This window comes from Stenotrophomonas sp. GD03794, from assembly GCF_029842145.1.
Taxonomy (GTDB): domain Bacteria; phylum Pseudomonadota; class Gammaproteobacteria; order Xanthomonadales; family Xanthomonadaceae; genus Stenotrophomonas; species Stenotrophomonas riyadhensis.
On the sequence record NZ_JAOCFV010000016.1, the window covers coordinates 67,012 to 90,923 of the forward strand.

General features: G+C 67.6%; 19 protein-coding genes. 9 read left to right on the forward strand and 10 right to left on the reverse strand.

The genetic code is table 11. The features are described from left to right. Nucleotides 1–27: 27 nt before the first annotated feature. The 4 genes from N5D91_RS11195 to N5D91_RS11210 all read right to left on the reverse strand — a co-directional run bounded on the left by N5D91_RS11195 (nt 28) and on the right by N5D91_RS11210 (nt 8,481). Complete coding sequence (locus tag N5D91_RS11195) at nt 28–435, reverse strand: hypothetical protein (RefSeq protein WP_180854517.1); 408 nt, start codon at nt 433–435, stop codon at nt 28–30. A gap of 156 nt (nt 436–591) precedes the next feature. Beyond that, a complete protein-coding gene (locus tag N5D91_RS11200; RefSeq protein ID WP_153854748.1) occupies nt 592–1,947 on the reverse strand; it encodes a Gfo/Idh/MocA family oxidoreductase in 1,356 nt (451 codons plus the stop codon). 65 nt (nt 1,948–2,012) lie between these two features. Beyond that, a complete protein-coding gene (locus N5D91_RS11205) occupies nt 2,013–4,988 on the reverse strand; it encodes a TonB-dependent receptor (RefSeq protein ID WP_180854516.1) in 2,976 nt (991 codons plus the stop codon). Nucleotides 4,989–5,121: 133 nt separating this feature from the next. Next, nucleotides 5,122–8,481, reverse strand: coding sequence for a TIM-barrel domain-containing protein (locus N5D91_RS11210; protein ID WP_180854515.1), 3,360 nt, complete (start codon nt 8,479–8,481; stop codon nt 5,122–5,124). Nucleotides 8,482–8,803: 322 nt separating this feature from the next. Between N5D91_RS11210 and N5D91_RS11215 the strand changes: the two genes are divergently transcribed. The 6 genes from N5D91_RS11215 to N5D91_RS11240 all read left to right on the forward strand — a co-directional run bounded on the left by N5D91_RS11215 (nt 8,804) and on the right by N5D91_RS11240 (nt 16,121). Continuing rightward, nucleotides 8,804–9,958, forward strand: a complete 1,155-nt coding sequence (locus N5D91_RS11215; RefSeq protein WP_032127084.1) for an SIS domain-containing protein — start codon at nt 8,804–8,806, stop codon at nt 9,956–9,958. Further along, on the forward strand, nt 9,951–10,889 hold the full coding sequence (locus N5D91_RS11220; RefSeq protein ID WP_153854750.1) for an ROK family protein: 939 nt from the start codon (nt 9,951–9,953) through the stop codon (nt 10,887–10,889). Before N5D91_RS11215 ends, N5D91_RS11220 begins: the two co-directional genes overlap by 8 nt. Nucleotides 10,890–10,905: 16 nt before the next feature. Next, nucleotides 10,906–12,240 carry a D-tagatose-bisphosphate aldolase, class II, non-catalytic subunit gene (locus tag N5D91_RS11225; RefSeq protein ID WP_180854514.1) on the forward strand — a complete coding sequence of 445 codons (1,335 nt, stop codon included), beginning with the start codon at nt 10,906–10,908 and terminating at the stop codon, nt 12,238–12,240. 33 nt (nt 12,241–12,273) lie between these two features. After that, a complete protein-coding gene (locus tag N5D91_RS11230; RefSeq protein ID WP_014038836.1) occupies nt 12,274–13,050 on the forward strand; it encodes a DeoR family transcriptional regulator in 777 nt (258 codons plus the stop codon). Beyond that, nucleotides 13,047–14,174 (forward strand): N-acetylglucosamine-6-phosphate deacetylase, encoded by a 1,128-nt coding sequence (gene nagA / locus N5D91_RS11235; RefSeq protein ID WP_180854513.1) that lies wholly within the window; start codon nt 13,047–13,049, stop codon nt 14,172–14,174. Before N5D91_RS11230 ends, nagA begins: the two co-directional genes overlap by 4 nt. A 168-nt stretch (nt 14,175–14,342) precedes the next feature. Continuing rightward, nucleotides 14,343–16,121 carry an MFS transporter gene (locus N5D91_RS11240; RefSeq protein ID WP_180854512.1) on the forward strand — a complete coding sequence of 593 codons (1,779 nt, stop codon included), beginning with the start codon at nt 14,343–14,345 and terminating at the stop codon, nt 16,119–16,121. 51 nt (nt 16,122–16,172) lie between these two features. Here N5D91_RS11240 and N5D91_RS11245 read toward each other — a convergent pair whose 3' ends face one another. The 6 genes from N5D91_RS11245 to N5D91_RS11270 form a co-directional block, all read right to left on the reverse strand. Continuing rightward, nucleotides 16,173–16,643, reverse strand: a complete 471-nt coding sequence (locus N5D91_RS11245) for a hypothetical protein (RefSeq protein WP_180854511.1) — start codon at nt 16,641–16,643, stop codon at nt 16,173–16,175. Then, nucleotides 16,640–17,191: an HdeD family acid-resistance protein gene (locus tag N5D91_RS11250; protein ID WP_006399985.1), complete on the reverse strand. Its 552-nt coding sequence runs from the start codon at nt 17,189–17,191 to the stop codon at nt 16,640–16,642. The genes N5D91_RS11245 and N5D91_RS11250 overlap by 4 nt, the downstream gene beginning before the upstream one ends. A 58-nt stretch (nt 17,192–17,249) precedes the next feature. Beyond that, a complete protein-coding gene (locus tag N5D91_RS11255) occupies nt 17,250–17,945 on the reverse strand; it encodes a ComF family protein (RefSeq protein WP_180854510.1) in 696 nt (231 codons plus the stop codon). An 85-nt stretch (nt 17,946–18,030) separates the two neighbouring features. Further along, nucleotides 18,031–19,371 (reverse strand): chloride channel protein, encoded by a 1,341-nt coding sequence (locus N5D91_RS11260; RefSeq protein WP_180854509.1) that lies wholly within the window; start codon nt 19,369–19,371, stop codon nt 18,031–18,033. 119 nt (nt 19,372–19,490) lie between these two features. Beyond that, nucleotides 19,491–20,060 (reverse strand): HAD family hydrolase, encoded by a 570-nt coding sequence (locus N5D91_RS11265; protein ID WP_219635021.1) that lies wholly within the window; start codon nt 20,058–20,060, stop codon nt 19,491–19,493. Further along, nucleotides 20,057–20,629: a hypothetical protein gene (locus N5D91_RS11270; protein ID WP_110714043.1), complete on the reverse strand. Its 573-nt coding sequence runs from the start codon at nt 20,627–20,629 to the stop codon at nt 20,057–20,059. Before N5D91_RS11270 ends, N5D91_RS11265 begins: the two co-directional genes overlap by 4 nt. A gap of 131 nt (nt 20,630–20,760) precedes the next feature. On the opposite strand from N5D91_RS11270, the gene bioB reads away from it, so the two are divergent. The 3 genes from bioB (at nt 20,761) to bioH (ending at nt 23,892) form a co-directional block, all read left to right on the forward strand. After that, nucleotides 20,761–21,804 (forward strand): biotin synthase BioB, encoded by a 1,044-nt coding sequence (gene bioB, locus N5D91_RS11275; protein WP_180854508.1) that lies wholly within the window; start codon nt 20,761–20,763, stop codon nt 21,802–21,804. Between the two features lie 67 nt (nt 21,805–21,871). Next, a complete protein-coding gene (bioF, locus tag N5D91_RS11280) occupies nt 21,872–23,095 on the forward strand; it encodes an 8-amino-7-oxononanoate synthase (RefSeq protein WP_110714044.1) in 1,224 nt (407 codons plus the stop codon). A 17-nt stretch (nt 23,096–23,112) separates the two neighbouring features. Further along, nucleotides 23,113–23,892, forward strand: a complete 780-nt coding sequence (gene bioH / locus N5D91_RS11285; protein WP_110714045.1) for a pimeloyl-ACP methyl ester esterase BioH — start codon at nt 23,113–23,115, stop codon at nt 23,890–23,892. The last annotated feature ends 20 nt before the right edge of the window (nt 23,893–23,912 follow it).

Here is a 23,912-nt window from a genome sequence, read left to right on the forward strand (position 1 = left end):
ACACCGTAGGACATCCATCGATAGCCATCATGGAATGCGGCTGCGCGGCGCCGGTTCTGCGGTGCCGCCGGTGGATGGTGCGCAAGGCCTGCGCGCGTAGCTGTAATCGGGATCCCGGCAGGCGCGCACGATCGGACTTCGTGCGTGCCTGATCACGCCTGGGAACCAGGACAACACCAACACCATGGCCCAGATCGCAGCCAACCAGAACCATCGGCCGGAAGCATAGGCCCAGATCATGGGCAATGCAGCGAGCAGCACGACGATCTGCGTATACAGCAGGTAGAGCGTATGCAGGCCCAAGCGGGGATCCGAGCGCAGCACCACGCCACATCCCCTGCATGCCGTCTTCGCCTGCCGTCTCGATGCGGAAAGCAGCGGGAATCGCTGCCCGGCAGCGCCGCAAAGTGGACAGGTGAAGGTCAGCACGCGCATCCGGAAGCTCCTCTCCACCGATTGGCGTCATCTGCCAGGTACGTATCCGAGCCTAGCATGGGCGTGGCAGAGGGGGGCCCACATACAGCAACGCCGGGCAGTGCCCGGCGTTGTGTTCAAAACAGTCGAGCATGGCCCGACGCTACAAAGAGCGGATCAGTACTTGCCGTCGAACGCGAAGATCGGCTTGCGCTGCTTCCACGCGCCAGCGGTGAAGTCCGGGAACTCCAGCGTCTGGAAGCTGTTGGCGATCGACTGCTCGCTCAGCGGGGTGATCGCGCTCCAGGTCACCGCGTCATAGATGTCGATCGGCATCGGCGCCTTGGCCTTCAATGCTTCCACGAAGGCGTGGATGACGAACCAGTCCATGCCGCCGTGGCCGGCGCTGGCGGCGGTGTCGGCATTCTGCTTCCACAGCGGGTGCTCGTACTCATCCTGGTACTTCTTGAACTCTTCCCACTGGTGCGGCGGGCTGCGGCCTTCGATGTGGATCGAATGGTTCACATCCATCCACAGGCCCTTGGTGCCCTGCACGCGGAAGCCCATCGAGTACGGGCGCGGCAGCGAGGTGTCGTGCTGCAGCAGGATGGTCTCGCCGTTCTCGCAGGCCAGCGTGGTGGTCACGATGTCGCCCAGCTTGAACTTCACCTTGGTGCTGGGATGGGTGGTGCCGCCACTCTTGGCCACGGTGTATTCGTGCAGGCCGCGCGCCTTGGTCGCAAAGGCGTTGATGTGGGTGAAGCGATTACCGCGGTTGATGCCGGTGTACATCGCGCACGGGCCGATGCCGTGGCTGGGGTAGAGCTCACCATTGCGCTCCACCGAATGCTCGGTGCGCCAGCGCGCTTCGCTCCAGCCCTTGGGCCCGAACTCCACGCCGCTGTCGTATGGCTGGTTCGGGTCACCGGAATTGAACTTCACGCCGCGCAGGTCGTGCTGGTAGCCGGCCTGCAGGTGCACCAGCTCGCCGAACAGGCCCTGGCGCACCATCTGCAGCGCGGCCATCACGTCGCGGCGGTAGCAGACGTTCTCCAGCAGCATGTACGGGGTGCCGGTGCTCAGCTGGGTCTTCAACACGTCCCAGTGGTCCTGCAGGGTGATGCCGGCCACCACTTCACAGCCCACTGCCACGCCGGCCTGCATCGCGGCAATCGCCATCGGCGCGTGGTACTCCCACGGCGTGGCGATGATCACGCCATCGATGCCCTTCTGTTCCAGCAGGCGCTTCCAGGCATTGGTGTCGCGGTCCTGACCATAGGTCTTCGGCGCCGGCTTGCCCGCCTTGGCCACCATCTCGGTGGCGCGGCCGAGCATGATCGGCTCGATGTCGCACAGGGCGACCACCTCGACGTCGTCGCGGCGCACCAGTTCCTTCAGCAGCACCAGGCCACGCATGCCGGTACCGATCATGGCCAGGCGCACCTTGCGCCCGCGTGCCCATGCCGGGGTCTGCGGCAACAGGCTGCTGGCGGCAACAGCGGCACTGGCCGCGATGAATTCCCTACGCTTCATGGCAAACATCTCTCCTCTTGGCAGCGTGCCGACCGCAGCCGGCACGCCAGGTCACGCAAACGGAATTACTTGAACCGGTAGCCGATGGTCACACTGTAACCACGACCGAAGATCGTTGCGTAGTCACTGGAGTCACCCAGGAAGCTGTTCGGGTCGTAGAACGGCAGGCGGTTGAACAGGTTCTTGACCGTGAAGCTCAGATTCCACGCATCATCCGGGCGCCAGGTGACGCTCATGTTGGCGGTCCACCACGACGGTGCACCGTCGCACTTGCTCTTCTGCAGGGCCAGGTAGCCGCCGGTGCAGGTTTCCTTGTTGTTGCTCTTTTCGTCGACCTGGTCGGTGGCCCACTTGGTGCCGCCCACATAGTTGACGAACATGCTGGTGGTGACCTGCTTGTAGGTCCAGTCGGCGTTGAGCGTGGCACGCAGGCGCGGGTTGTTGTAGTAGCCCACCACGTCGCCGTAGTACCAGCCGCTCGCTTCGTCCATGTAGAAGCGGTTTCGGTTGGCGATGGTGGCAGCCAGACCGATGTTCAGGTTGCCCCAGTCACCCAGCGAGAAGCGGCTGCGCGCGTCGATGTCGAAGCCGTCGATCAGCGTCTTGCCACGGTTCTTGTACTGGCCCACCACGCTGGCCACGTTGCCGGCGGAATAGCCTGGCAGTGCCGACGGGCAGTTCACGCCGCTGGCCGGGTCGGCACACATCGCCGCCAGCTGCGCCAGGTTGGCCCGGTCGCTGTCGGTGATCGGCGAACGCGACGAGGAGATGATGTCTTCCATGCGGCGGTAGTCCGGCGCGACGATTTCATTGTCGCGGTAGATGAACCAGTAGTCGGCCGACACCGACAGCCAGGTTGCCGGCTCGTAGACGAAGCCGAGGGTGGCGATCTTCGCCTTCTCCGGCTTCAGGTCCTTGTTCGGCTGGGTCATGCGTGCCACGGTGCGACTGCAATCGACGTTCAGCAGGGTCTTGCCCAGATCGACATCGCCCGGCCGCTGCGACTTCAGCAGCAGGTTGGCGATGGCGTTGGTCTCGTTGCAGCGCAGCTCGTCACGGTAGCCGCCGAGCTGCGCGAACACGCCGCCGTTGCCGGATTCGGCCAGGCTCGGTGCACGGAAACCGGTCGAGTAGGTACCGCGCAGCATCAGCTGATCGAACGCCTGGTACTTGAAGCCGATCTTCGGCGCGACGTTGGCGCTGAAGTTCGGGTACTTGTCCACGCGTACCGCCGCGTCCAGTTCCAGCTTGTCGGTGATCGGCGCCACGGTCTCGGCGAACAGCGCGTAGGTGTTGCGCTTGCCGTCGAACCAGGAGCCGCCCTGCTGGGTGATCAGGCCGTTGGCCGCATCGGCGTTGCCCGGGGTATAGAAGGTCTCACGGCTGGCATTGAAGCCGAACGCGGCACGCATCTCACCAGCCGGCAGCTGGAACAACGGGCCTTCGATCTTGCCGTCCAGGGTGTGCAGGCGGGTCCACGACTGGATGTCGAAGGTCGGGAACGCTTCACGGATCAAGGCAGCGTTGGCTTCACTGATCTCGCCGAACTTGTACGCCGGGTGGTCGGAGATGATCACGCGGCCGGTACCCGGATCGATCGTGTACGGACCGAAGGCCTTCTCGAAGCCCTTGGTGTTGACGTTGATGGTCTGGTACGTGGTGGAATGGGTGCCGGCACTGGCGAAGGCGGTCTCCCAGTTCCAGTCACCCCGGTTGCCACGCGCACCGGCCAGCACGCGGTAGCTCTTGTCGGTGTTGCGCTGGCCGAAGTAGTTGGCGCCGGCATCCTGCAGCAGGTAGTTCAGGCCGACCACACCGCCCATCATCGCCTTCATCTGCGGGCTGGCGTGGTTGTACTCGTTGTTCGGGCCCAGGAACGGGTACAGGAACTGGTTGACGGTGTTGCCGGTGTTGCGCGAGAACCAGCTGGTCGGGTTGCCGGTGGTGGTGCCGTAGGTGCGCGGCGTGCCGCCGTTGGCGCGCAGGTCGATGTCGGTGTAGGTCGCCTCGGCGAAGATCTCGGTGCTGTCACCCACCAGGAAGGTGCCGTTGAGGTAGGCGGTGTTGCGCTCGGACTTGGCGCCGGCATCGATCTCGTTGTTCATCCAGGTTTCCCAGACGCAACGCGGACCGGCCGCTTCACTGGTCAGCACGTTCTTGCAGCCCGGCGCAGCTTCCTGCACGCGGCGGCCAGTGACCGGATCGAAGGCGAAGTAGCTGCCCGGGTTGAACTCGCCCGGCTTGCTGCCCACGCCCAGGCGCAGGTCGTTGAGATAGTTCGGCTTGTTGACGTAGTACTGGTCAGGCCGCTTGTCGTAGAAGTCGCTCAGCGGAATCGCGTCGCGGCGGTACATGTTCACCGCGCCGTAGATGTTGAAGCGGTTCTCGGCCAGGTCGCCGAAGCCGGCGGTGATGCTGGCCTGGCGCTCGCCGTAGGAGTCGATGCGCGAGGAGGTGTCGTTGGTGAAGCTGACCTCGGCGCCCTGGAAGTTGCGCTTGGTGATCACGTTGATCACGCCGGCCACCGCGTCGGTGCCATACACCGCCGAAGCGCCATCGGTCAGCACTTCCATGCGCTCGATGGCCGCGGCCGGGATCGCATCGATGTTGACGAACTGGGTCTGGAAGCCGGCCGGTGCACCGTAGTACGACAGGCGACGACCGTTCAGCAGCACCAGCGTGCCCTGTGCGCCGAGGCCACGCAGGTTGGCCTGCGAAGCACCGTCGGAACCGGTGAACAGCGAACGCGCGTCCTGCTGCGCCGGGCGTGCGGCCGGCAGGTTGTCGAGCACCTGCAGCAGCGTGCGCGCACCCATGTTCTGGATGTCCTGCTTGCTGATCACCTGCACCGGCGAGGCGGTTTCAACGTCGGTGCGGCGGATGTTGGAGCCGGTGACCTCGATGCGGGCCAGGTCGGTGGCCTTGTCCTTGCTCTCCTGGGCGAAGGCAGGAACGGCGACCGACAGCAGCACGCCGGCGATGGCCAGCGACAGCGGAGCGATCGAACGACAGGGGGGGCGGTGGTGGCGTGCGGGCAACATCGGGGTTCTCTCCTGGCAGGGGTGCGGCGCAAAAAGTGAGCGCGTGGGCGTTCGGCGGGCAAAACGCTCCCGGGCCACGGCCATGAGGGCCGTAGTCGGAATGGGCGGGGGGAGGAGCGGTGTTACGAGGGAGTCATGGGGCGACGATGCTGGCGGAGTCGCCCTCCTGGCCGATCAGCACGGCGTTGGCCCAGTTGGCACAGACCTGGGCGGGTTGGCTGCCCTGCGCACCCAGCGTGCGCAGGCTCAGGGTGGAAAGGCCACGGATGTCCAGCTCCGGCTTGACCACGCCGGGCGCCTTCACCAGGCCGCTGTCGTACAGCAGGCGGTTGTCACCCCAGACCTGGAACTGCAGGCCACCGGCAGTGCGGCAGGCGTCGTCGATGCCGAGGTCGGCACGCAGCAGGTGCCAGCCGCCCTGCAGGCGCAGGTCGATGCGGCTGTTGGCGCCGACGCCCAGGCCACGACGGAACTGCAGGCCGTTCATGCGCATGCCGGCGTCGCCACGGAACGACTGGTCGGTGCGCACCTGGCTGGCCAGCGCGGCCGGCACCGGCAGCTCGGAGAGATAGCGCTGCCGGGCCGGTCGCTCCGGTTCCTGGTGTTCAAGAATGTGGAAGGTGGACAAGGCGATCGGGCCGACATCGCGCGGCTGCAATGCATCGAAGGCGCGGGCGGTGCCCTGTGCGGCGGTCACCATCGGGTCGGTGCTGCTGGCGCCGTCGCCTTCGGGGTTCTGCACGCTCAGCACGCGGAAACGCAGCAGGCGGCCGGCATGGGCCGGGAAGTCGATGCGCTGCACGCCTTCCTTCAACTGCAGGCGGCCACGTGCGATCGGCTCACCCCACTCGCCATTGCTGTCGCCCAGGTACACCTCGTAGTCGCGCACCTGGCCGTGCTTCCAGTTCTTGTCGTTGCGCGGCGCGATGTCGATGCCATCGATCATCCTGCGCTCACCGAAGCCCACCACCCATTCGTGGGCACCGGTGCGCACGGCCTGGTTGCGCACGCTGCGGAACCAGGTGCCCGGATCATCATCGAAGGCATTCTCCAGCGCATGGCCGGGTTCTTCGGCCGGGCGATTCACCACCAGCAGGCTGTCGGCCGGCAGTTCGCGGCCCAGCACCGGCGCGGCCGGATAGGCATCGTCGGCGGCCGCGGCAGCCACCGCGAAGTCCAGCTGCAACTGCAGCGGCTGGCGGATGTCCTGGGCGGCGGTACGCACGTGCAGCGTGCCACGGCGCTCCTGGGCATCGAAGTACCAGCCTTCACTGGCGTTGTTGAACGCAGCGGCATCGGCCAGCGCCGGCAGCGCGCGACCACCGGCCTGCACCGCGCGCGGCGCCTGGCGGCTGAGCACGCGCAGGCCATAGCGACGCTGCGCCAGCTGGCCGTTGTATTGGCCCTGCACGGCATCAATCTGCACCTGCACCGGGCCACTGCCCTGCGCCGGCGCCTGCACGCGGATCTGCTGCGTGCTCGATTCGCCCTGCTGGTAGCGGCGGGTGTTGCCGTCGTCTTCGTACAGCGTGTACTGCGAATCGCCCTGCGGGTACAGGTCGAACGTCACTTCATCGAGAGGCTTCTCGCCGTCGAACAGCATCGACGGGTACATCGGCAGGATCGCGCCGGCACGCACGAACACCGGCAGCGTGGCCAGGTCGACCTGGCGGTCGAGCTGGCGGCCATCGGCGGCGGCCTGCACGCGGCGGCCATCCCAGTAGTCGATCCAGCCGCCGGCCGGCAGATGGATGTCGCGGCGCCAGCCACGGCTGGCCGCCTGGCTGCGGTACACCGGCGCCACCAGCAGGTCGCGGCCGAGCAGGAACTGGTACTTGTAGGTTTCATCCTGCGCATGCGGATCGCTCGGGTTGTCCCACATCAGGCCACGCACCGGCGGCGCGCCGGTCTGCGCGGCCTCGTGCACCAGCCCGTACATGTACGGGGTCAGGCGCATCTTCAACTTCAGGTAATCGCGGTTGATGCTGCGGTAGGGCTCGTCGTACCACCACGGGTGCTTGCGCGCGTTCGACGACCAGCCGCTCATGCCCATCAGCACCGGGGTGAACGCCTTCCACTGCAGGTCACGGGTGAAGGTCTCGGCGCTGCCGCCGAAGATCGCATCGACGTCGCCGCTGGCGTAGGCCATGCCGGACAGCCCCGAACCGACCAGGGTCGGCACGTGCCAGCGGATGTAATCCCAGCTGCTGCTCTGGTCCCCGGTCCATGCCACGGCATAGCGCTGGATGCCGGCCCAGCCCATCACCGTCCACAGGAACGGGCGCGAATCGGAATTGTCGAGGATGCCGTTGAACGCCTGGCGGTTGGCGTCCATCGCGAACTGGTAGCCCTTGCCGGTCCAGGCCACGTCCAGCTTCTGCACGCGGCTGCCGGCCTTGCCCACTTCCCAGGCGATCTTGTCGACGCCGTTCTCGGTCCACAGGCCGGTGCGGAAGCCGTACTTGGCCAGGCCCTTCACCGCTTCCGGCAACTGCTTGTAGCCGCAGCCGTAACCGTCATTGGGCAGGATCCAGCCTCCGGGCATGTCGTTGGCGCGGTACTGCCTGGCCACGCTGTCGATCACATCCGGGGTGGTGCCTGTCGGGCCGTCGCTCCAGCCTTCGGGTACGGTGCCGGGCTTCTTGCTGTTGTCGCCGTCGTTGTAGCAATCGGCATCGCCGTAGGACAGCGCCCAGCGCGCGACCATGTTGGGGCGGCCGGTCAGCTGGGTGTAGCGCTCGATCAGTTTCGGCAGGTCGGCGCCGACGAAGTAATACGCATCGAAGCGGTCTTCGCGGTGCAGCAGCGTGGCCTGGTCGGCCTCGCGCAGATCGTAGCTGCCATCGCTCCAGGTATTGCGCAGCATGCCCCAGCCGCGGCTGCTCAGCAGCATCGGCGCCGGGCTGGGGCGGTCGCCCTCTTCCCAGCCACCGGAGTAGGACACTTCCAGCTCGCGGCCCTTGAACTGGTAACGGCCGTTCTGCTGGCCGCCACCGAAGTAGCCTTCATCGGCCTGCGAGGACAGCACCTGCACGCTCTGCGTGGCATCCAGGTCCAGCGGCTGCAGTTCCTGCCACAGCGCGGTGGGCTGGCCGTTGTCCAGCCGTTCCAGGCGCATGCGCAGCGGCTGCCGCTGTACATGCAGCACCAGTGACTCGGTGCGCACGCGGATTTCCTGTGCGTCTTCTTCCAGCTGCGCCTGCACGTTCGCCTTGGGCTGCGGCAGCACGATCGGCGCGGCCTTGTCGCCTGCACCGGTGAGCGTGCCGTTGCGGCCGGCCTGCACGCGGATGATGTCGGTGGCCGGCAGTTCGATGCGGATGCGCGCGCCCTTGTCGGTCTGCAGGTCCCAGCCCTGCACGCCATCGCGGCTGGCGCTGGCGCTGACCGAACGCAGGTTGCCGACGGGCTCGGCCCGGGCCGGCATGGACGCCAGCATCAATGCCGGCAGCAGGGCCAGCATCAGCGGCGAGCGACGAACGCAGTTTTCCACGCGGACTCCCAACCCGTTCACCGGGCGTTTCGAAAGCGATTGGGCCGACTCTAGGGCAGCGATTCGAAAGATGTCAACAAATTGAAAGGAAAAAGGAAGATATATTCTATTGAAACGAAAGTTGTTGCGCCGCAATACTTTGTGTAAGCGCTTGCAGGCGCCTGTTAAGCATTGTGCGATACGGCATCCGGCCCGTTCTTTCGTTTTCCCGAGCACACCCGGGCGGGAAAAGTCACCACGCCATTTTCTTTCCTTTTACTTTCGCTATTTGACATTTCGAAAGAAAACACAGATGGTGCGCTGGCCCAACTGGAACCTCCGAATGGACGTCACCCTGCTTTCCGATGTGTCCGCCTGGCAGCGCCTTGGCGGAGCCGATACCGCTACCGAAATCGCCCAGCAGCCTGCGCTGTGGGACGCCCTCGCACAGGACCTGTCGCGTGCCCGCGACCGCCTGCAGGCCTTCCTCGGCGACAGCCTCAACGATCCCAACCAGCGCGTGCTGTTCACCGGCGCCGGCAGCTCCGGCTTCATCGCCGAAATGGTGGCCGATGCAATCAACGCGCAATGGCCGGCCGATGTGCGCGTGGTGCACACCACCAGCCTGCTGACCCACCCGGCGCTGTACCTGCAGCGCGACCGTCCGACCCTGCTGGTCTCGTTCGGCCGCAGCGGCTCCAGCCCGGAAAGCGTGGCGGCGGTGGACCGCGTACGCAGCGACGTGGATGACGCGCGCTTCCTCGACATCACCTGCAATGCCGATGGTGAACTGGCCCGTCGTGGCGCCGGCCGTGCCGATACCTGCACCCTGCTGATGCCGTCGGCCAGCTGCGACCGCGCCTTCGCCATGACCAGCAGCCTGACCTGCATGCTGCTGGCCGCACTGACCGTGTTCGACCGCTCGCCGTGGGATGCGCGTGTGGCGCGCCTGAAGCAGATCGCCGCGCTGGCCCGCGAAGGCCAGGCGCAGTGGGATGCACCGGTGGCGGCGCTGGCACAGCGCCCGTTCAACCGCATCATCTACCTCGGCAGCGGCCCGCTGGAAGCGCTGGCACGCGAGTGCGCGCTGAAGGTGCTGGAACTGACCGCCGGCCGCGTGCTGGCGCTGGCCAACACCCCGCTGGGCTTCCGCCATGGCCCGAAATCGACGCTGGACGGCAACACCCTGGTGGTGGTGCTGCGCAGCGTGCAGCCACTGGCGCGCCGCTACGAACAGGACCTGCTGGAAGAACTGCGCCGCGATGGCGTGGCCGGCCAGGTGCTGGCGATCGGCCCGCATTCGGACATCGGTGCGGACGACGAGTACACCCTCACCGTACCGGCACTGGATGATCCGTGGCTGGCACCGGTGTGGCTGGGCTTCGCGCAGCTGTTCGCGCTGCAGCGCTCGGCTGCGCTGGGCCTGACTCCGGACAATCCGTTCCCGGATGGCACCGTCAACCGCGTGGTCAAGGGCGTCACCATCCACCATGGCTGAGCTGATCGCCCACGCCTGCTACGGCATCGACATCGGCGGCACCAAGATCGAGCTGGTGGCGTGCGATGCGGCGATGCAGGTCACCTGGCGTCGCCGGGTGGCCACGCCGCAGGGCGACTACGACGGTTTCCTGCAGGCGGTGGTGACCCTGGTCGCCGAGGCCGATGCCGCGCTGGGCCGCAGTGATGCGGCGATCGGCATCGCTCTACCCGGCGTGCGCGACCGCCGCAGCGGCCGCCAGCTGAGCGCGAACGTGCCTGCGTTGACCGGCCACAGCGTTGCGGCCGACCTGCAGGCGCGCCTGCAGCGGCCGCTGCATTTCGGCAACGACCTGCAGTGTTTTGCCCTGTCGGAAGCACACGGCGGTGCCGCCGACGGCTATCCGAGCATGTTCGGCGCCATCCTCGGCACCGGCGCGGGCGGTGGTTTCTGCCTGCACGGCCGCCTGCTGTCCGGTTTCAACGGGCTGGCCGGCGAATGGGGCCACTGGAGCGTGCCCGGTCATCTGCTGCAGCGCCACGGCCTGCCGCTGATCGACTGCGCCTGCGGCCTGCAGGGCTGCGTGGAGCGTTATGTCTCCGGTAGTGGCGTGGCGATGATCGAGCGTCACCTCGGTGGCAGCGCCGCCGACGCCAGCGCGGTGATCGCCCTGGCCGACGCCGGTGATGCGCGCGCGCGCAAGGCGCTGGACATCCATCGCGACCTGCTCGGCCACAGCCTGGCGGCGTTGGTGCTGGCGCTGGACCCGCACGTGATCGTGCTCGGCGGCGGTCTATCGCAGTACGCGCCGCTGTACGCGCACCTGCCCGCCGCCATCGCCGCCCATCTGTTCAAGGGTGTGCAGGTGCCACCGATCGTGCCACCACGCTTCGGCGATGCCGGTGGCGCACGTGGTGCTGCCCTGCTCGCCTGCCAACCCTCGTTTTCCTGATGTCCGGAGCCTGACCATGTCCCCGTTGCAGACCCTGCTTGCCTCCCACCGCGCCGGTGCCAACGTCGGCCTGTACAGCGTCTGCTGCAGCAACGAGCAGGTGCTGCGCGCGGCCATGCACGTGGCGCTGGCACACGGCACCGTGCTGCTGATCGAGGCCACCTCCAACCAGGTCGACCAGTTCGGCGGCTACACCGGCATGACCCCGCCGCAGTACCGCGATTACGTGGGCACGCTGGCCGATGAGGAAGGCTTCCCGCGCGAACGGCTGATCCTGGGCGGTGACCACCTCGGCCCGAATGCCTGGCAGAAGCGCCCGGCTGCCGAAGCGATGACCCACGCGCGCGTGCTGATCGAGGCCTACGTCGCTGCCGGCTTCCACAAGATCCACCTGGACTGCAGCATGTCCTGTGCCGATGACCCGGTGCCGCTGCCCGATGCCATCGTCGCCGCGCGTTCGGCCGAGCTGGCCGAGATCGCCGAACGCACCGCCGCCGAACACAGCCTGCCGCCGCCGGTCTACGTAATCGGTACCGAAGTGCCGATTCCCGGTGGCGAAGCCTCGCTTGCCGAGGGCCTGCAGGTGACCACGCCCGCCGCCGCCGCGCAGACCCTGGCCATCCACCAGCAGGCGTTCGATACCCCGCAGCTTCGCGACGCGTGGCAGCGCGTGATCGCGATGGTGGTGCAGCCGGGCGTGGACTTCGACCACAGCAGCGTGCACGAGTACGACGCGACCGCCGCCAGCACGCTGGCCGGCTTCCTCGAACAGCAGCCGCGCATCGTGTTCGAAGCGCATTCCACTGACTACCAGCGCGAAAGCGGCCTGCATGCACTGGTGCGCGACCACTTTGCCATCCTGAAGGTCGGCCCAGCCGCCACCTTCGCCTATCGCGAGGCGCTGTTCGCGCTGGCCGCGATCGAGGCCGAACTGCTGCCGGCCGCGCAGTGCTCGCGCCTGCCGCAGGTGCTGGACGAGGTGATGGTGGCGCAGCCGAAGTACTGGCAGTCCTATTACCAGGGCGATGAGGCGGCGCTGCGCCTGCTGCGCAGTTACTCCTTCAGCGACCGCTGCCGCTACTACTGGGGCGAACCGGCGCTGGTACAGGCGGTGCAGACCCTGTTCGCCAACCTGGAGCAGCACGCGCCGCCGCTGGTACTGCTCAGCCAGTACCTGCCGGAGCAGTACCGCGCCGTGCGCGAAGGCAACCTGGCCAACACCCCCACCGCACTGGTGCAGCACCGCATCGGCCTGTGCCTGGGCGAATACGCCCGCGCCTGCAGCGCCAACCAGGCCGGCCCCCGCACGCAGAATGCGGGCTCGGCTGCCGCCGTTGCTGCGAACGGCTAATCTCTACCTTTTCCCGCGAAACCGAGAATGGCCATGCGCAACACCCGCTCCCGCCGGCAACAGATCCTGCAGCTGCTGATCGAGCACGGCTCGGTGCAGGTGGCCGATCTGGTCGAGCGCTTTGGCGTGTCGGCGGTGACCATCCGTGCCGATCTGACCCACTTCGAGTCGCAGGGCCTGGCCAACCGTACCCACGGCGGCGCCACGCTCGTTCGTACGCCACCGCAGGAACAGGACATCCACGAGAAAGACGCGCTGAACCTGCCGCTGAAGGAATCGATCGGTGCGCGCGCTGCGCGCCTGGTGCAGCCCGGCGACAACATCATCATCGACTCCGGCTCGACCACGATGACCCTGGCCCGCCACCTGCGCGCGCATCGCGACGTGACGGTGATGACCAACGGCCTGAACATCGCCTGGGAACTGGCCAATGCCGCAGGCATCACCGTACTGCTGACCGGTGGGCTGCTGCGCCAGCAGTCGCTGTCGCTGCAGGGCAGCCAGGCTGAAGCCAGCCTCAACTCGTACAGCTTCGACACCCTGTTCCTGGGCGTGGACGGCCTGGACCTGCAGTTCGGCCTGACTACCCACGATGAAGCCGAAGCCCGCCTCAACCATCGCATGGTCGAGCGTGCGCGCCGTATCGTGGTGCTGACCGACGCCTCCAAGTTCGGCCGCGTCAGCCTGCATCGCATCGCCCTGCTGGATCAGATCCACGCCATCATCACCGACGCCGGCATTGACGACGCAACCCGTGAGGGGCTGCAGCGGCTGGGCATCGAAGTGATCATCGCCGAGCCCACCGCATGACCGACACCCGCACCCTGCATGGCCGCATCCTCACCCCGCTGGGTTGGCGGCGTGGCCACGTCCACTTCGATTCGCACGTGCGCCAGCTGCAGGTGGATGACCACAGCGGCGCTGACGACCTGCAGCTGCCGGTGATCCTGCCCGGCTTCATCGACCTGCATGTGCATGGCGCGGCCGGCGTGGACCTGATGCAGGGCGGCGACGTGGCGCGAACCATCGCCCGCACCCATCTGCGCTTCGGTACCACCACGCTGCTGGCGACCACCATGACCGCCGGGCTGGACGAGATCGAGCACGCGCTGCAGGGCGTGGCCGCCACCATGGCGGCGCCCGATGCCGACGCCGCCAGCATCGTCGGTGTGCATCTGGAAGGACCGTTCATCAGCCCGCAGCGGCTGGGCGCGCAGCCCAACCGCACGATCGAGGCGACCGTTGCACTGGTGCAGCAGCTGCATGCGCTGGCACCGATCCGGGTAATGACGCTGGCCCCGGAAATCGGTGAGCACACCGCGCTGATTCCCGCGCTCTCGGCGATGGGCATCCGCGTGCAGCTCGGCCACAGCGCCGGTACCTATGAGGAAGGCGTGGCGGCACTGCAGGCCGGCGCCTCCGGCTTCACCCACCTGTTCAACGGCATGACCGGCGTCGATCACTATCGCCCGGGCATTGCAGCGGCGGCGTTGGCACATGCGCAGTACGCCGAGATCATTCCCGACCTGCAGCACATCCACCCCGGCGTGATCCGCCTGGCCGCGCGCGCGATCCCGCGCCTGTACGCAGTGACCGACGCCACCGCCGCCACGGGCATGCCCGATGGCGAGTACGCCCTGGGCGAACAGCGCGTGCACAAGTGCGGCGGCTGCGTGCGCCTGGCGACCGGTTCGCTGGCCGGCAGCGCGCTGACCATGGACCAGGCACTGCGCAATCTGGTGCGTGTGGGCCTGGACTTGGCCGACGCCTCGCAGCGTGTTTCCACGTTCCCGGCCGATTACCTGGGCCTGGACGATCGCGGCCGCATCGCGCCCGACGCCCGTGCCGACCTGGTGGTGCTGGACGCCGAACTGCGCCTGCAGCAGGTGGTGGTTGGTGGGCGCGTAGTTGATTTGAACGCCGCAAACGCCTGATATCTGCGTTTTTGTAGAGTCGAGCCATGCTCGACTCACCGCGCAACGCGCGGTGCAGGGAACCTCGATATCGGAACGAAGAGCAGTCGAGCATGGCTCGACTCTACAGAAAGCAATCTGCGACGAACCGTCGCCGGGCATAGCCCGGCGCTACCACAGGAACTGCCGATGACTGCAAGCACCGCTCCGCGCTGGCCCGTACGCTACCTGCTCTTCATCGGCGGCCTCGGTGGCCTGCTGTACGGCATCGACATCGGCATCATCGCCGGCGCCCTGCCCTATCTTGAAGCGACTGCCAGCCACGCCTGGCAGCTCAGCAGCCAGCAGCTCGGCTTCGTCGTCGCGGCAGTGCTGCTGGGCAGCGTGCTGTCCTCGCTGTTCGCCGGCATGATTGCCGACCTGATCGGCCGCCGCGGTGCGATGCTGCTGGCCGGCCTGCTGTTCACCGCCTCGATCCCGATCATGGCACTGGCCTCCGGCTACACGCCCCTGCTGCTCGGCCGGCTGCTGCAGGGCATCAGTGGCGGCCTGATCGGCGTGGTGATTCCGCTGTACCTGGCCGAAGTGCTCAGCCCCGAACGGCGCGGCCGCGGCGCGGCGATGTTCCAGCTGCTGCTGACCATCGGCCTGGTGCTGGCGGCACTGATCGGCCTGTACCACGCCCACGCCGTGGATGCCGCCGCCGAAGCCGTGCGCTCACTGCCGGTCGCGCAGCAGGCGCAGGAGCTGTTTGCGGTGAAGGACCACGCCTGGCGCACCATCTTCTGGACCTGCCTGGCGCCGGGCCTGCTGTTCTGCGCCGGCATCTTCTGGCTGTCCGAATCGCCGCGCTGGCTGGTGCGCCGCGGTCGCATCGATGATGCGCGCCGCAGCCTGCAGCGCGTACTGCCGGCTTCGGAGGTGGAACCGACGCTTGGACAGATCCAGGCACCGGAATCGAGCGACAGCAGCGGCAAGCGCGACCCGCTGCTCAGTCGCCGCTACGTGGTGCCGTTCCTGCTCGCCTGCGTGGTGCTGGCCTGCACCCAGGCCACCGGCATCAACTCGGTGCTGGCCTACGCGGTGAACATCCTCAACCAGGCCGGCCTGTCCGGCGCGGTGGCCAATGGCGCCGACGTGGCGATCAAGCTGCTCAATGCGGTGATGACCGTGGTTGCGCTGCTGCTGGTCGACCGCAAGGGCCGCAAGTTCCTGCTGATGCTCGGCAGCGGCGGCATCTGCGTGGCCCTGCTGGCCGCCGCCACCCTCTTCTTCCAGGCCGAACGCGGCCGCACCGACGTGCAGCCGCAGCTGCAGGCGGCTGTCAGCGGCGATGGGCTGCAACTGGTACTGGATGATGCGCAGTGGCAGCGCCTTGGCGCTGGCATCGACAGCGAAGGCCGGCCGCTGCAGCTGACCGTGTCGTATGCCTATGGCGACTTCACCAATGTGCGCGCCCTGCGCAGCGACAACCTGACCGACCACGAGCTGCGCATCGAGCGTGCGGGCACCGTGCAGCCGGACAGCGTGATCGGCGCGTTCTTCCGCAAACTGCACCTGAACCCGTTCGCCGATCCGGCCGCTGCAGCGCAGGCACCGCTGCGCATCGAACAGGCCCGCATCGGCCCGGTGCCGCCACCGGCACACGGCTGGGCAGTGGCCGCCTGCATCCTGGTGTTCGTCGCATTCTTCGCGGTTGGCCCCGGCGTCTGCGTGTGGCTGGCACTGTCGGAGCTGATGCCGAACCGCATCCGCTCCAACGGCATGAGCATCGCGCTGCTGATCAACCAGTTCGTGTCCACCACCATCGCCGCGATCTTCCTGCCCACGGTGGGCCACTACGGCTACGCCAGCATGTTCGTGTTCTGGGCGGCGTGCACCTTCGTGTTCTTCCTGGTGGCCGCGTTCTGGCTGCCGGAGACCAAGGGCAAATCCCTGGAAGAGATCGAGGCCCGCTTCGCCCGGTAGCGGTCGACCTTGGTCGACCTCCGCGCGCAGCGCGGGTTCATGGCGCGCCCGTCATTCGCCAGTGATGTGCTTCGCCAGCTCCCGCGCCTCGGCAACGCTGGACAACCCGCTCAGCATCATCGATTCGCCGAACGGCCCCTGCACCGTCGCCACCATCAGCACGCGACCATCCACGCTGATCGCCGCACGCTGGCCCACCAGTGCCGCGGTGCCATCGTGGATGCGCTGATGCGCCTCCGGCCGATAGCGGATCTGCAGGCCCGGCTGCTTGCCTTCATCCAGCACATAGCGCACATCGGCAATATCCGCGCTGCCGGCAATCGGTGGCTCGCGCAGCGCCAGGGTCTGGCCCTGCCACTGCACCGGCGTGCCCTTGCCGGCTGCATCGACCGCGCTCAGGCGCACATCCACGCCGGGGCGTGGCGCATGATCCTTGCCTGCCAGCGCGCCGGGCGTGGCGCCCGGCATGCATCCGGTCAGCACCAGCGCCGCCCCCAGCAGGAGCGGACGCGCGCCCCTCACTTCAGCTTCCGCAGCTTGAACGCCACCAGCACCTGCAGCAACCCGTACAGCAGGCTGCCGATGCCGATCCACAGCGTGGTCACCGCCACGCCCGCATACGGGTTGGCCGCGAACAGCAGGCCCAGCACCACCGCCAGCACGCCACTGAGGATCAGCAGCCACTCGCCCTGGATCTGCTTGCGCACGCGGATCGCGAACACGATGCGATAGATGCCGGCCACCAGCAGCCACGCTGCCAGGAACAGCACCAGCACGCTGGCGGTGGCCAGCGGATTGATCACCGCCAGGATGCCGAAACCCAGCGAGGCGATGGCATACAGCGCCAGCCAGCCACGCGAGGCACCGCTGCCGCCGCTGACCAGTGCGAACAGGCTGATGACACCTTCAACGATGGCCATCACGCCCAGTGTCCACGCCAGCGCCATGGCTGCAGAGAGCGGCCAGCCGATGGCGACGATGCCAAAGCCCAGCGCAACCAGCCCATACAGCAGCAGGATCCACCAGCTGCGCCCAACCGCCGACAACAAGGGAGACAAGGGGGAATTCATGGCCACTCCTTCGATCCGGAACCGGGCTCATCCTAGCCCCTGGTGATGAAGAGGGCGATCACGGCGCCCGCGCGCAGACCCATACCCGCACCTCGTCCGCTCCCACCCACCGCAGCGTCTCCGCAACCTCCATCACCGTGCTGCCGGTGGTCATCACATCGTCCACCACCGTCAGTCGCGGCGACACCGGACCACGTACATCGAACGCATCGAACAGGTTTTCCCTGCGCTGTTCGGCCGTACGCTCGGACTGCGGCGCGGTATGCCGCCGCCGGTACAGCCCCTGCCAGACCGGTATCGGCAGCAGGCGGCACAGTTCTGCCGCCTGGTTGTAGCCGCGCTGGCGCAGGCGACGGGTGTGCAGCGGCACCGGCACCAGTAGAGGGCATGACCAGGGCGGCGGTGCGCGCTGCATCAACTGCGCGAGCAGGCGACCCGCTGCGAGATCCTGATGGAACTTGTAACGCACCAGCAGCTGGTCGACCGGTGGCAGGTACAACAAGCTGGCATGGGTAGCGGCCTGCGGCGGCGCTTCCTCACGGCAGCTGCCGCAGACGATCAGTGCGTTGTCCGGCAACGGCAGTGCGCAGCGCAGGCAGGCGCGGCCCGACCACGGAAGTTCCGCATAGCACGCGGCGCACAGATCCAGCCCATCGTGGCCGGGGTCGTTGCAGACCAGGCAACGCAGTGGCAGCAGGACGCGAAGCAGCGCGTGAGGGACAGTGCTTGCCGCGTGCAGGAAGTTGATGCGCATGCGCCAGCCTTCCATCGCTGCGTCAGCTTCACCATCAGCGGACCGCGTGCTGCAGTGTCAGCGCTATCTGTCACCGCGCCGCCCTTCAGGGCGCGCGTTCGCGATCCCCGGCATCCGACGGCGCCACGGCGGGCATCATCAACACCTCCGCCAGCCCGCGATAGATCGGCACCCGGCACACGAGCCCGGACACGCCACGCGCGATCAGCACCGTGGCCAGGATCGGCAGCAGCAGATCACCACTGTCGGTCAGCTCCAGCGAGATCACCGCCGAAGTCAGCGGTGCCTGGGTGACGCCGGTCAGATAGGCGCACATGCCCAACAGCACGAACGCGCGCGGGTCCACGCCCGGCATCAGGACCGCCAGGTTGTGGCCCAGTCCGGCACCGACCGCCAGCGCCGGCGAGAACAGGCCACCGGGAATGCCCGCCACATAGGACGCCAGGTTCGCGAGCAGCTTCATCAACCCGAACTCGTGGCCGACCATCGCCTGCCCCTGCACCAGGCTGCGCGCCTGCTCGTAGCCGGTGCCGAACGCGCCTTCACCGAAGACCAGGGCGAGCAGTACCACCACCAGGCCGCAGCCTGCGGCCAACAGAACCGGATGCCGCTGGCGCAGTTGCCCGAGCCAGCGCGGGCGGCCCGCCGCACTGGCCAGCACCGCACGCGCGAACAGGCCTCCCAGCAAGCCCGCCACCACGCCGCACAGCAGGATTGCCAGCCAGCCCTGGCCCAGCGGCAGGCGTGCGCTCACATGACCGAAGTAGGTGTAGTTGCCCAGCAGGCCCAGCGACACCACGCCACCGACGATCACCGCGGTCAGCAGGGTGCCGGAGAAGCGATGCTCGAAACGGCCGCTGAGCTCCTCGATGGCAAAGACGATACCGGCCAACGGCGTGTTGAACGCCGCCGCGATACCCGCTGCACCACCGGCCAGCAGGAAGTGCGAGAGTTCGCGCGGGTCCTTGAAGCCAAACCAGCGGCCGAACAGGTACATCAGGCTGGCACCCACATGCACCGTCGGGCCCTCGCGCCCGACCGACGCGCCGCCCAGCAGCGACAACGAGGTCAGCAGCAGCTTGCCGGCCGAGACTGCGGGCGAAAGATTGGTCCTGCGGAACGACTCATCGGGCTTGTCCAGTGCGGCAATGACCTGCGGAATGCCGCTGCCACGCGTGGGTTTCAGCACGCCCGCGGTCAACCAGGCCAACAGCGCGAAGATGCCCGGCGTGAGCAGCAGGGCCCACCACGGCGAGTGCGAGATGATGCGCTGGAACAGCTGGAAAGCCGCGTCACTGGCCTTGGCGAACAGGATCGCCACCAGCGCCACGGCCACGGCGCCGCCCCAGAGCGCGGCGCGGCGGCGCCAGGCCTCGCTGAGGACCAGCGCGGTGATGCGGCCGCGGAGGCGATGGAGATCGGTCATGCGGGGCAGTCTGGACGCTGCGGGGGAAGGCGGACAGCGGCTACTGTGGCTGAAGGCCTTGCAGGATGCGGTGAAATGCCCGGCCATGGATCCTCCCGACAGCCTGCCGCGTACGTGCACTACTGGGCGGGCAATCGCTCCCGCCACCGGCGCTTTTCCACGCTGCGCACGTTGGGCTGCTGCCGCAGCCATTCCAGATAGAGCGGCAGATGTGCCAACTCATCATCGCTCGCATCACCGGTGAACTCGCGCACCTCGACCAGGTTTCCGTAGTTTCTGGCGTACTTGCTGGGCGTGTCGTCGATACCGATCATCTGCTCCAACCGGAAGCCGTGTCGCTTCAGCTTGCCCAACCGTTTCTGCGACGCATAGCCGCCAGTGTCCCAGTCACGCGCCGTGCTGCATCGCTGCGCGGACCACAGGAATGCGAGCGGGCGGCCCGGCATCAGGCGGGCCACCAGCGGCTCCGCATACAACTGCCCGGAAGACGTCCACACCCCCACCGTGAAATGGGCGAAGGCATAGTCGAGGAACGCCTGCAGGTGAGGCCGCAGGTAGACGTGGTAGCCGACAAGGCGGAAGTCCGCCGGCCGCTCCAGTTCGCGCTCGCTTGCGTGCACCAACGTCTCGTCCAGGTCGAGTACCAGCAGTTTTCCACCTGGCGGCATTGCATCCGGTTTCATACTCATTCCTCTTCCAAAGCCTCCGGCACCGCTACCTTCCGGATCAGCTTCAACGCATGCCCTTCCAGCACATAGAAGTAGGCGTAGTGACCGGTCCTGTCGTAGTTGCTGTCGTACTCGGTGCCTTCGGCCACCACCAGCGCGCTGTGCGGATCGATCCGGACGATGTTCGGGCCGAGTTCCCCACCCAGGCTCTGCGGCAGCGGCTTGCCGGTGCGCAGGCTGATGAAGGTCTGCGAGAAGCACCCCGTGCCGCAGCCCCAGCCGGCCACGGTGTACTCGCCGGCGAACTCGACCTTGCCGTCCTTCAATGCGGCGGACATCCGCGTCTTGAACATGCGCGCCTCATGCGTACTCATGTCCAGCGCAGCGGCAGGTCCGCCGTAGACCTTCGCCACAGGGTAATCAGTAAGCTGCGGGCCGCCCTGCTCGCCACGGAAGATCGCCTCACGGACGCGGGAGTTTTCGTCAATCTCCGCAGCAGTCGGCTCGGCCGCGCAGGCAGCCGCTGCTGCCAGTCCCAGGGCAAGGGCCACTACGGCAACCGCAGCGCGCGTGATCGATGCAGCGTTCATGGCCGTCCTTTGCGTGGGGGCTCCATTCTAGGCACGAACCCCGTAAACCAATTTAAATCAACAATGGTTGACAGTCCGGGCACGCCCACCCACACTGCCGCCCTCGCTCCACTCGTACCCAAGGTCCCGCCATGGCTGCTGCCATCCGCCACGACTGGCAACACGACGAACTGCAGGCACTGTTCGATCTGCCGTTCCCCGAGCTGCTGTTCCGCGCCGCAGCGGTCCACCGCGAGCATTTCGACCCATCGCAGGTGCAGGTCTCCACGTTGCTGTCGGTGAAGACCGGCGGCTGCCCGGAAGACTGCGCGTACTGCCCGCAGGCGCAGCGCTACAACACCGGGGTGAACGCGCAGAAGCTGATGGAGACCGACGCAGTGCTGGCCAAGGCACGCCAGGCCAAGGCCGCCGGTGCCTCGCGCTTCTGCATGGGTGCCGCATGGCGTTCGCCGAAGGACCGCGACATTCCGAAGGTGGCGGCAATGATCGCCGGGGTGAAGGCGCTGGGCCTGGAGACCTGTGCCACGCTGGGCATGCTCAGTGGCGAACAGGCACGTGCGCTCAAGGACGCCGGCCTGGACTACTACAACCACAACCTCGACACCGCGCCGGACTACTACGATTCGATCATCCACACGCGCCAGTACCAGGACCGCCTGGATACGCTGGAGCACGTGCGCGATGCCGGCCTGAAGACCTGTTGCGGTGGCATCGTCGGCATGGGCGAGACGCGCGGGCAGCGCGTCGGCCTGCTGCTGGCGCTGGCCACGCTGCCGGCACATCCCGATTCGGTGCCGATCAACAAGCTGGTGCAGGTGGCGGGCACGCCGCTGCATGGCAGTGCCGAGCTGGACCCGTTCGAGTTCGTGCGCATGATCGCGGTGGCGCGCATCGCCATGCCGCGCTCGATGGTGCGGCTGTCGGCCGGGCGCGAAGCGATGAGCGACGAACTGCAGGCGCTGTGTTTCCTGGCCGGTGCCAATTCGATCTTCTACGGCGACAAGCTGCTGACCACCGGCAACCCGGAGAGCGAGCGCGACCTGGCCTTGTTCGCACGCCTGGGCCTGCAACCGATGGCGGTGCAGGTGGATGCCGAGGGCCACGACCACGGCGGCACCGTGCACGCCGATATCAGTGCCGATACGCCCGGCTGTGGCTGCGCTCACGCGGCCTGAGACGGGCCGCAAGCAGGCGCCGCGGCAACGCGCTACCCTAGCCGCCCCGTCGACGCATTCAGCCACCATGGCCCGCCCCGACCTGACCGCCCGCCTCCACGCCCAGCGCGCCCTGCGCGATGCCCAAGGCCGTCGCCGCCCGCGACGCACGGTCAGCCGTCGTGATGGCGTGCGCCTGGAAGTGGACGGCCAGTGGCTGACCGGCTTCTGCAGCAATGATTACCTGGGCCTGGCCCAGCAGTTCAGCGTGGTCAATGCGCTGCAGGATGCTGCCGCGCGCGAAGGTGCTGGCGCCGGTGCCTCGCACCTGGTCTGTGGTCACCACGCCCTGCACGAAGCGCTTGAACGCGAAGTGGCCGAGTGGCTGGGCTATCCGCGTGCGCTGCTGTTCGGCAGTGGCTTCGCCGCCAACCTGGCGGTGCAGCAGGCATTGCTGAGCGAAGAGAACGATGTCTGCGTACAGGACAAGCTCAACCACGCCAGCCTGCTGGATGCGACGCGGTTGGCCGGTGCACGCCTGCGCCGCTATCCGCATCTGGATGCGGAAGGCGCGATGCGTCAGCTCAAGCACGCGCCCGATGGCGCGGCGATGCTGGCCACCGATGGTGTCTTCAGCATGGATGGCGACATCGCACCGCTGCGCGCATTGTCGCTTGTGGCACGCTTGCAGCAGGCGCTGTTCTACGTCGATGACGCGCACGGCGTGGGCGTGGTCGGTGATGGCCGTGGTGCCGTGGCCGCCGCCGGGCTGGGCGTGGACGACGTGCCGCTGCAACTGGTCACGCTGGGCAAGGCATTGGGCGGTTCCGGCGCACTGGTGCTGGGCCGCGACGACCTGATCGAGCACCTGGCTGAAACCGCGCGTCCCTACATCTACACCACAGCGGTGCCACCGGCGATGGCCGCGGCGGCGCTTGAAGCAGTACGCCTGGCGCGCCGCGACCACTGGCGCCGCACCAAACTGACCGACCTGATCGCGCTGTTCCGCAGTGAAGCGCGTCGCCACGGCCTGGACCTGATGGCTTCGGAAACGCCGATCCAGCCGCTGCTGTGTGGTGATGACCATACCGCCGTGGCGATGTCCACGGCGCTGGAACAGGCCGGCTGGCTGGTCGGCGCGATTCGCCCACCGACGGTGCCGGAGGGCAAGGCACGCCTGCGCGTCACCCTGTCCGCACTGCATACGCCGGAACAGGTGCGTGGCCTGGTGGAGGCCATCGCCAACGCGCGCGATCGCGTGACCCTGACCGTGCGTGAAGCCGCGCCACCGCCGCTGCCCGCCTTTGCCTGAGTTCCGTGTAGTTCCCCATGCATATTGAAGTGACCGGCCGTGGGCCGGACCTGGTACTGATCCACGGCTGGGCCCTGCAGGGCGGCGTGTTCGCGCCGCTGGTGCAGCGCCTGGCGGACCAGTTCACCCTGCATCGGGTAGACCTTCCCGGCCATGGCCACAGCCGCGACGACAGCACGCCGCTGCGCCTGCCGTTCGTGGTCAATGCCATTGCCGCGGCCACGCCGCCGGCGGTGTGGTGCGGCTGGTCGCTGGGCGGCCTGTTCGCGCTGCATGCGGCGGCCACCCTCCCGAAGGTGCGCGGGCTGGCGATGATCGCGGCCACGCCGCGCTTCGTGCGTGGTGAAGACTGGCCGCATGCGGTGGAACCGGCAGTGTTCGAACAGTTCGGGCGCGAGCTGGCCAGCGACTTCGGTGGCACGCTGGAGCGCTTCCTGGCGCTGGACGTGATGGGCTCGGCGCACGCCCGCGAAGAGCTGCGCACCCTGCGCCAGCGCCTGGTCGAGCGCGGTGCGCCCACCGAACGCGCGCTGCTGGAAGGCCTGCGCCTGCTGGAAAGCACCGACCTGCGCGGCGCCCTGCCGATGCTGGGCAAGCCCAGCCTGTGGATCGCCGGCCAACGCGACCGGCTGGTCTCACCGACGGCGATGCAGGCCGCCGCGGCAATGGCCCCGGACGCGCAGATGCTGACCATCGCCCACGGCGGCCATGCGCCCTTCCTCGGCCATGCCGACGAGGTCGCCGCCGCCCTGCAACACTTCGTTGCCGGCCTGTCACCGGCCGATGGCGGACAATGAGCGCCTTCCGAATTCCGCAG

What these genes read in the sequence shown, in the direction of transcription:
- N5D91_RS11240 (WP_180854512.1), top strand. Translation starts at nt 14,343, where the DNA reads ATGACTGCAAGCACCGCTCCGCGCTGGCCCGTACGCTACCTGCTCTTC.
- N5D91_RS11260 (WP_180854509.1), bottom strand. Translation starts at nt 19,371, where the DNA reads ATGACCGATCTCCATCGCCTCCGCGGCCGCATCACCGCGCTGGTCCTC.
- N5D91_RS11200 (WP_153854748.1), bottom strand. Translation starts at nt 1,947, where the DNA reads ATGAAGCGTAGGGAATTCATCGCGGCCAGTGCCGCTGTTGCCGCCAGC.
- N5D91_RS11265 (WP_219635021.1), bottom strand. Translation starts at nt 20,060, where the DNA reads ATGAGTATGAAACCGGATGCAATGCCGCCAGGTGGAAAACTGCTGGTA.
- bioF (WP_110714044.1), top strand. Translation starts at nt 21,872, where the DNA reads ATGGCCCGCCCCGACCTGACCGCCCGCCTCCACGCCCAGCGCGCCCTG.
- N5D91_RS11215 (WP_032127084.1), top strand. Translation starts at nt 8,804, where the DNA reads ATGGACGTCACCCTGCTTTCCGATGTGTCCGCCTGGCAGCGCCTTGGC.
- N5D91_RS11195 (WP_180854517.1), bottom strand. Translation starts at nt 435, where the DNA reads ATGCGCGTGCTGACCTTCACCTGTCCACTTTGCGGCGCTGCCGGGCAG.
- N5D91_RS11250 (WP_006399985.1), bottom strand. Translation starts at nt 17,191, where the DNA reads ATGAATTCCCCCTTGTCTCCCTTGTTGTCGGCGGTTGGGCGCAGCTGG.
- bioB (WP_180854508.1), top strand. Translation starts at nt 20,761, where the DNA reads ATGGCTGCTGCCATCCGCCACGACTGGCAACACGACGAACTGCAGGCA.
- bioH (WP_110714045.1), top strand. Translation starts at nt 23,113, where the DNA reads ATGCATATTGAAGTGACCGGCCGTGGGCCGGACCTGGTACTGATCCAC.
- N5D91_RS11205 (WP_180854516.1), bottom strand. Translation starts at nt 4,988, where the DNA reads ATGTTGCCCGCACGCCACCACCGCCCCCCCTGTCGTTCGATCGCTCCG.
- N5D91_RS11230 (WP_014038836.1), top strand. Translation starts at nt 12,274, where the DNA reads ATGCGCAACACCCGCTCCCGCCGGCAACAGATCCTGCAGCTGCTGATC.
- N5D91_RS11220 (WP_153854750.1), top strand. Translation starts at nt 9,951, where the DNA reads ATGGCTGAGCTGATCGCCCACGCCTGCTACGGCATCGACATCGGCGGC.
- nagA (WP_180854513.1), top strand. Translation starts at nt 13,047, where the DNA reads ATGACCGACACCCGCACCCTGCATGGCCGCATCCTCACCCCGCTGGGT.
- N5D91_RS11225 (WP_180854514.1), top strand. Translation starts at nt 10,906, where the DNA reads ATGTCCCCGTTGCAGACCCTGCTTGCCTCCCACCGCGCCGGTGCCAAC.
- N5D91_RS11255 (WP_180854510.1), bottom strand. Translation starts at nt 17,945, where the DNA reads ATGCGCATCAACTTCCTGCACGCGGCAAGCACTGTCCCTCACGCGCTG.
- N5D91_RS11270 (WP_110714043.1), bottom strand. Translation starts at nt 20,629, where the DNA reads ATGAACGCTGCATCGATCACGCGCGCTGCGGTTGCCGTAGTGGCCCTT.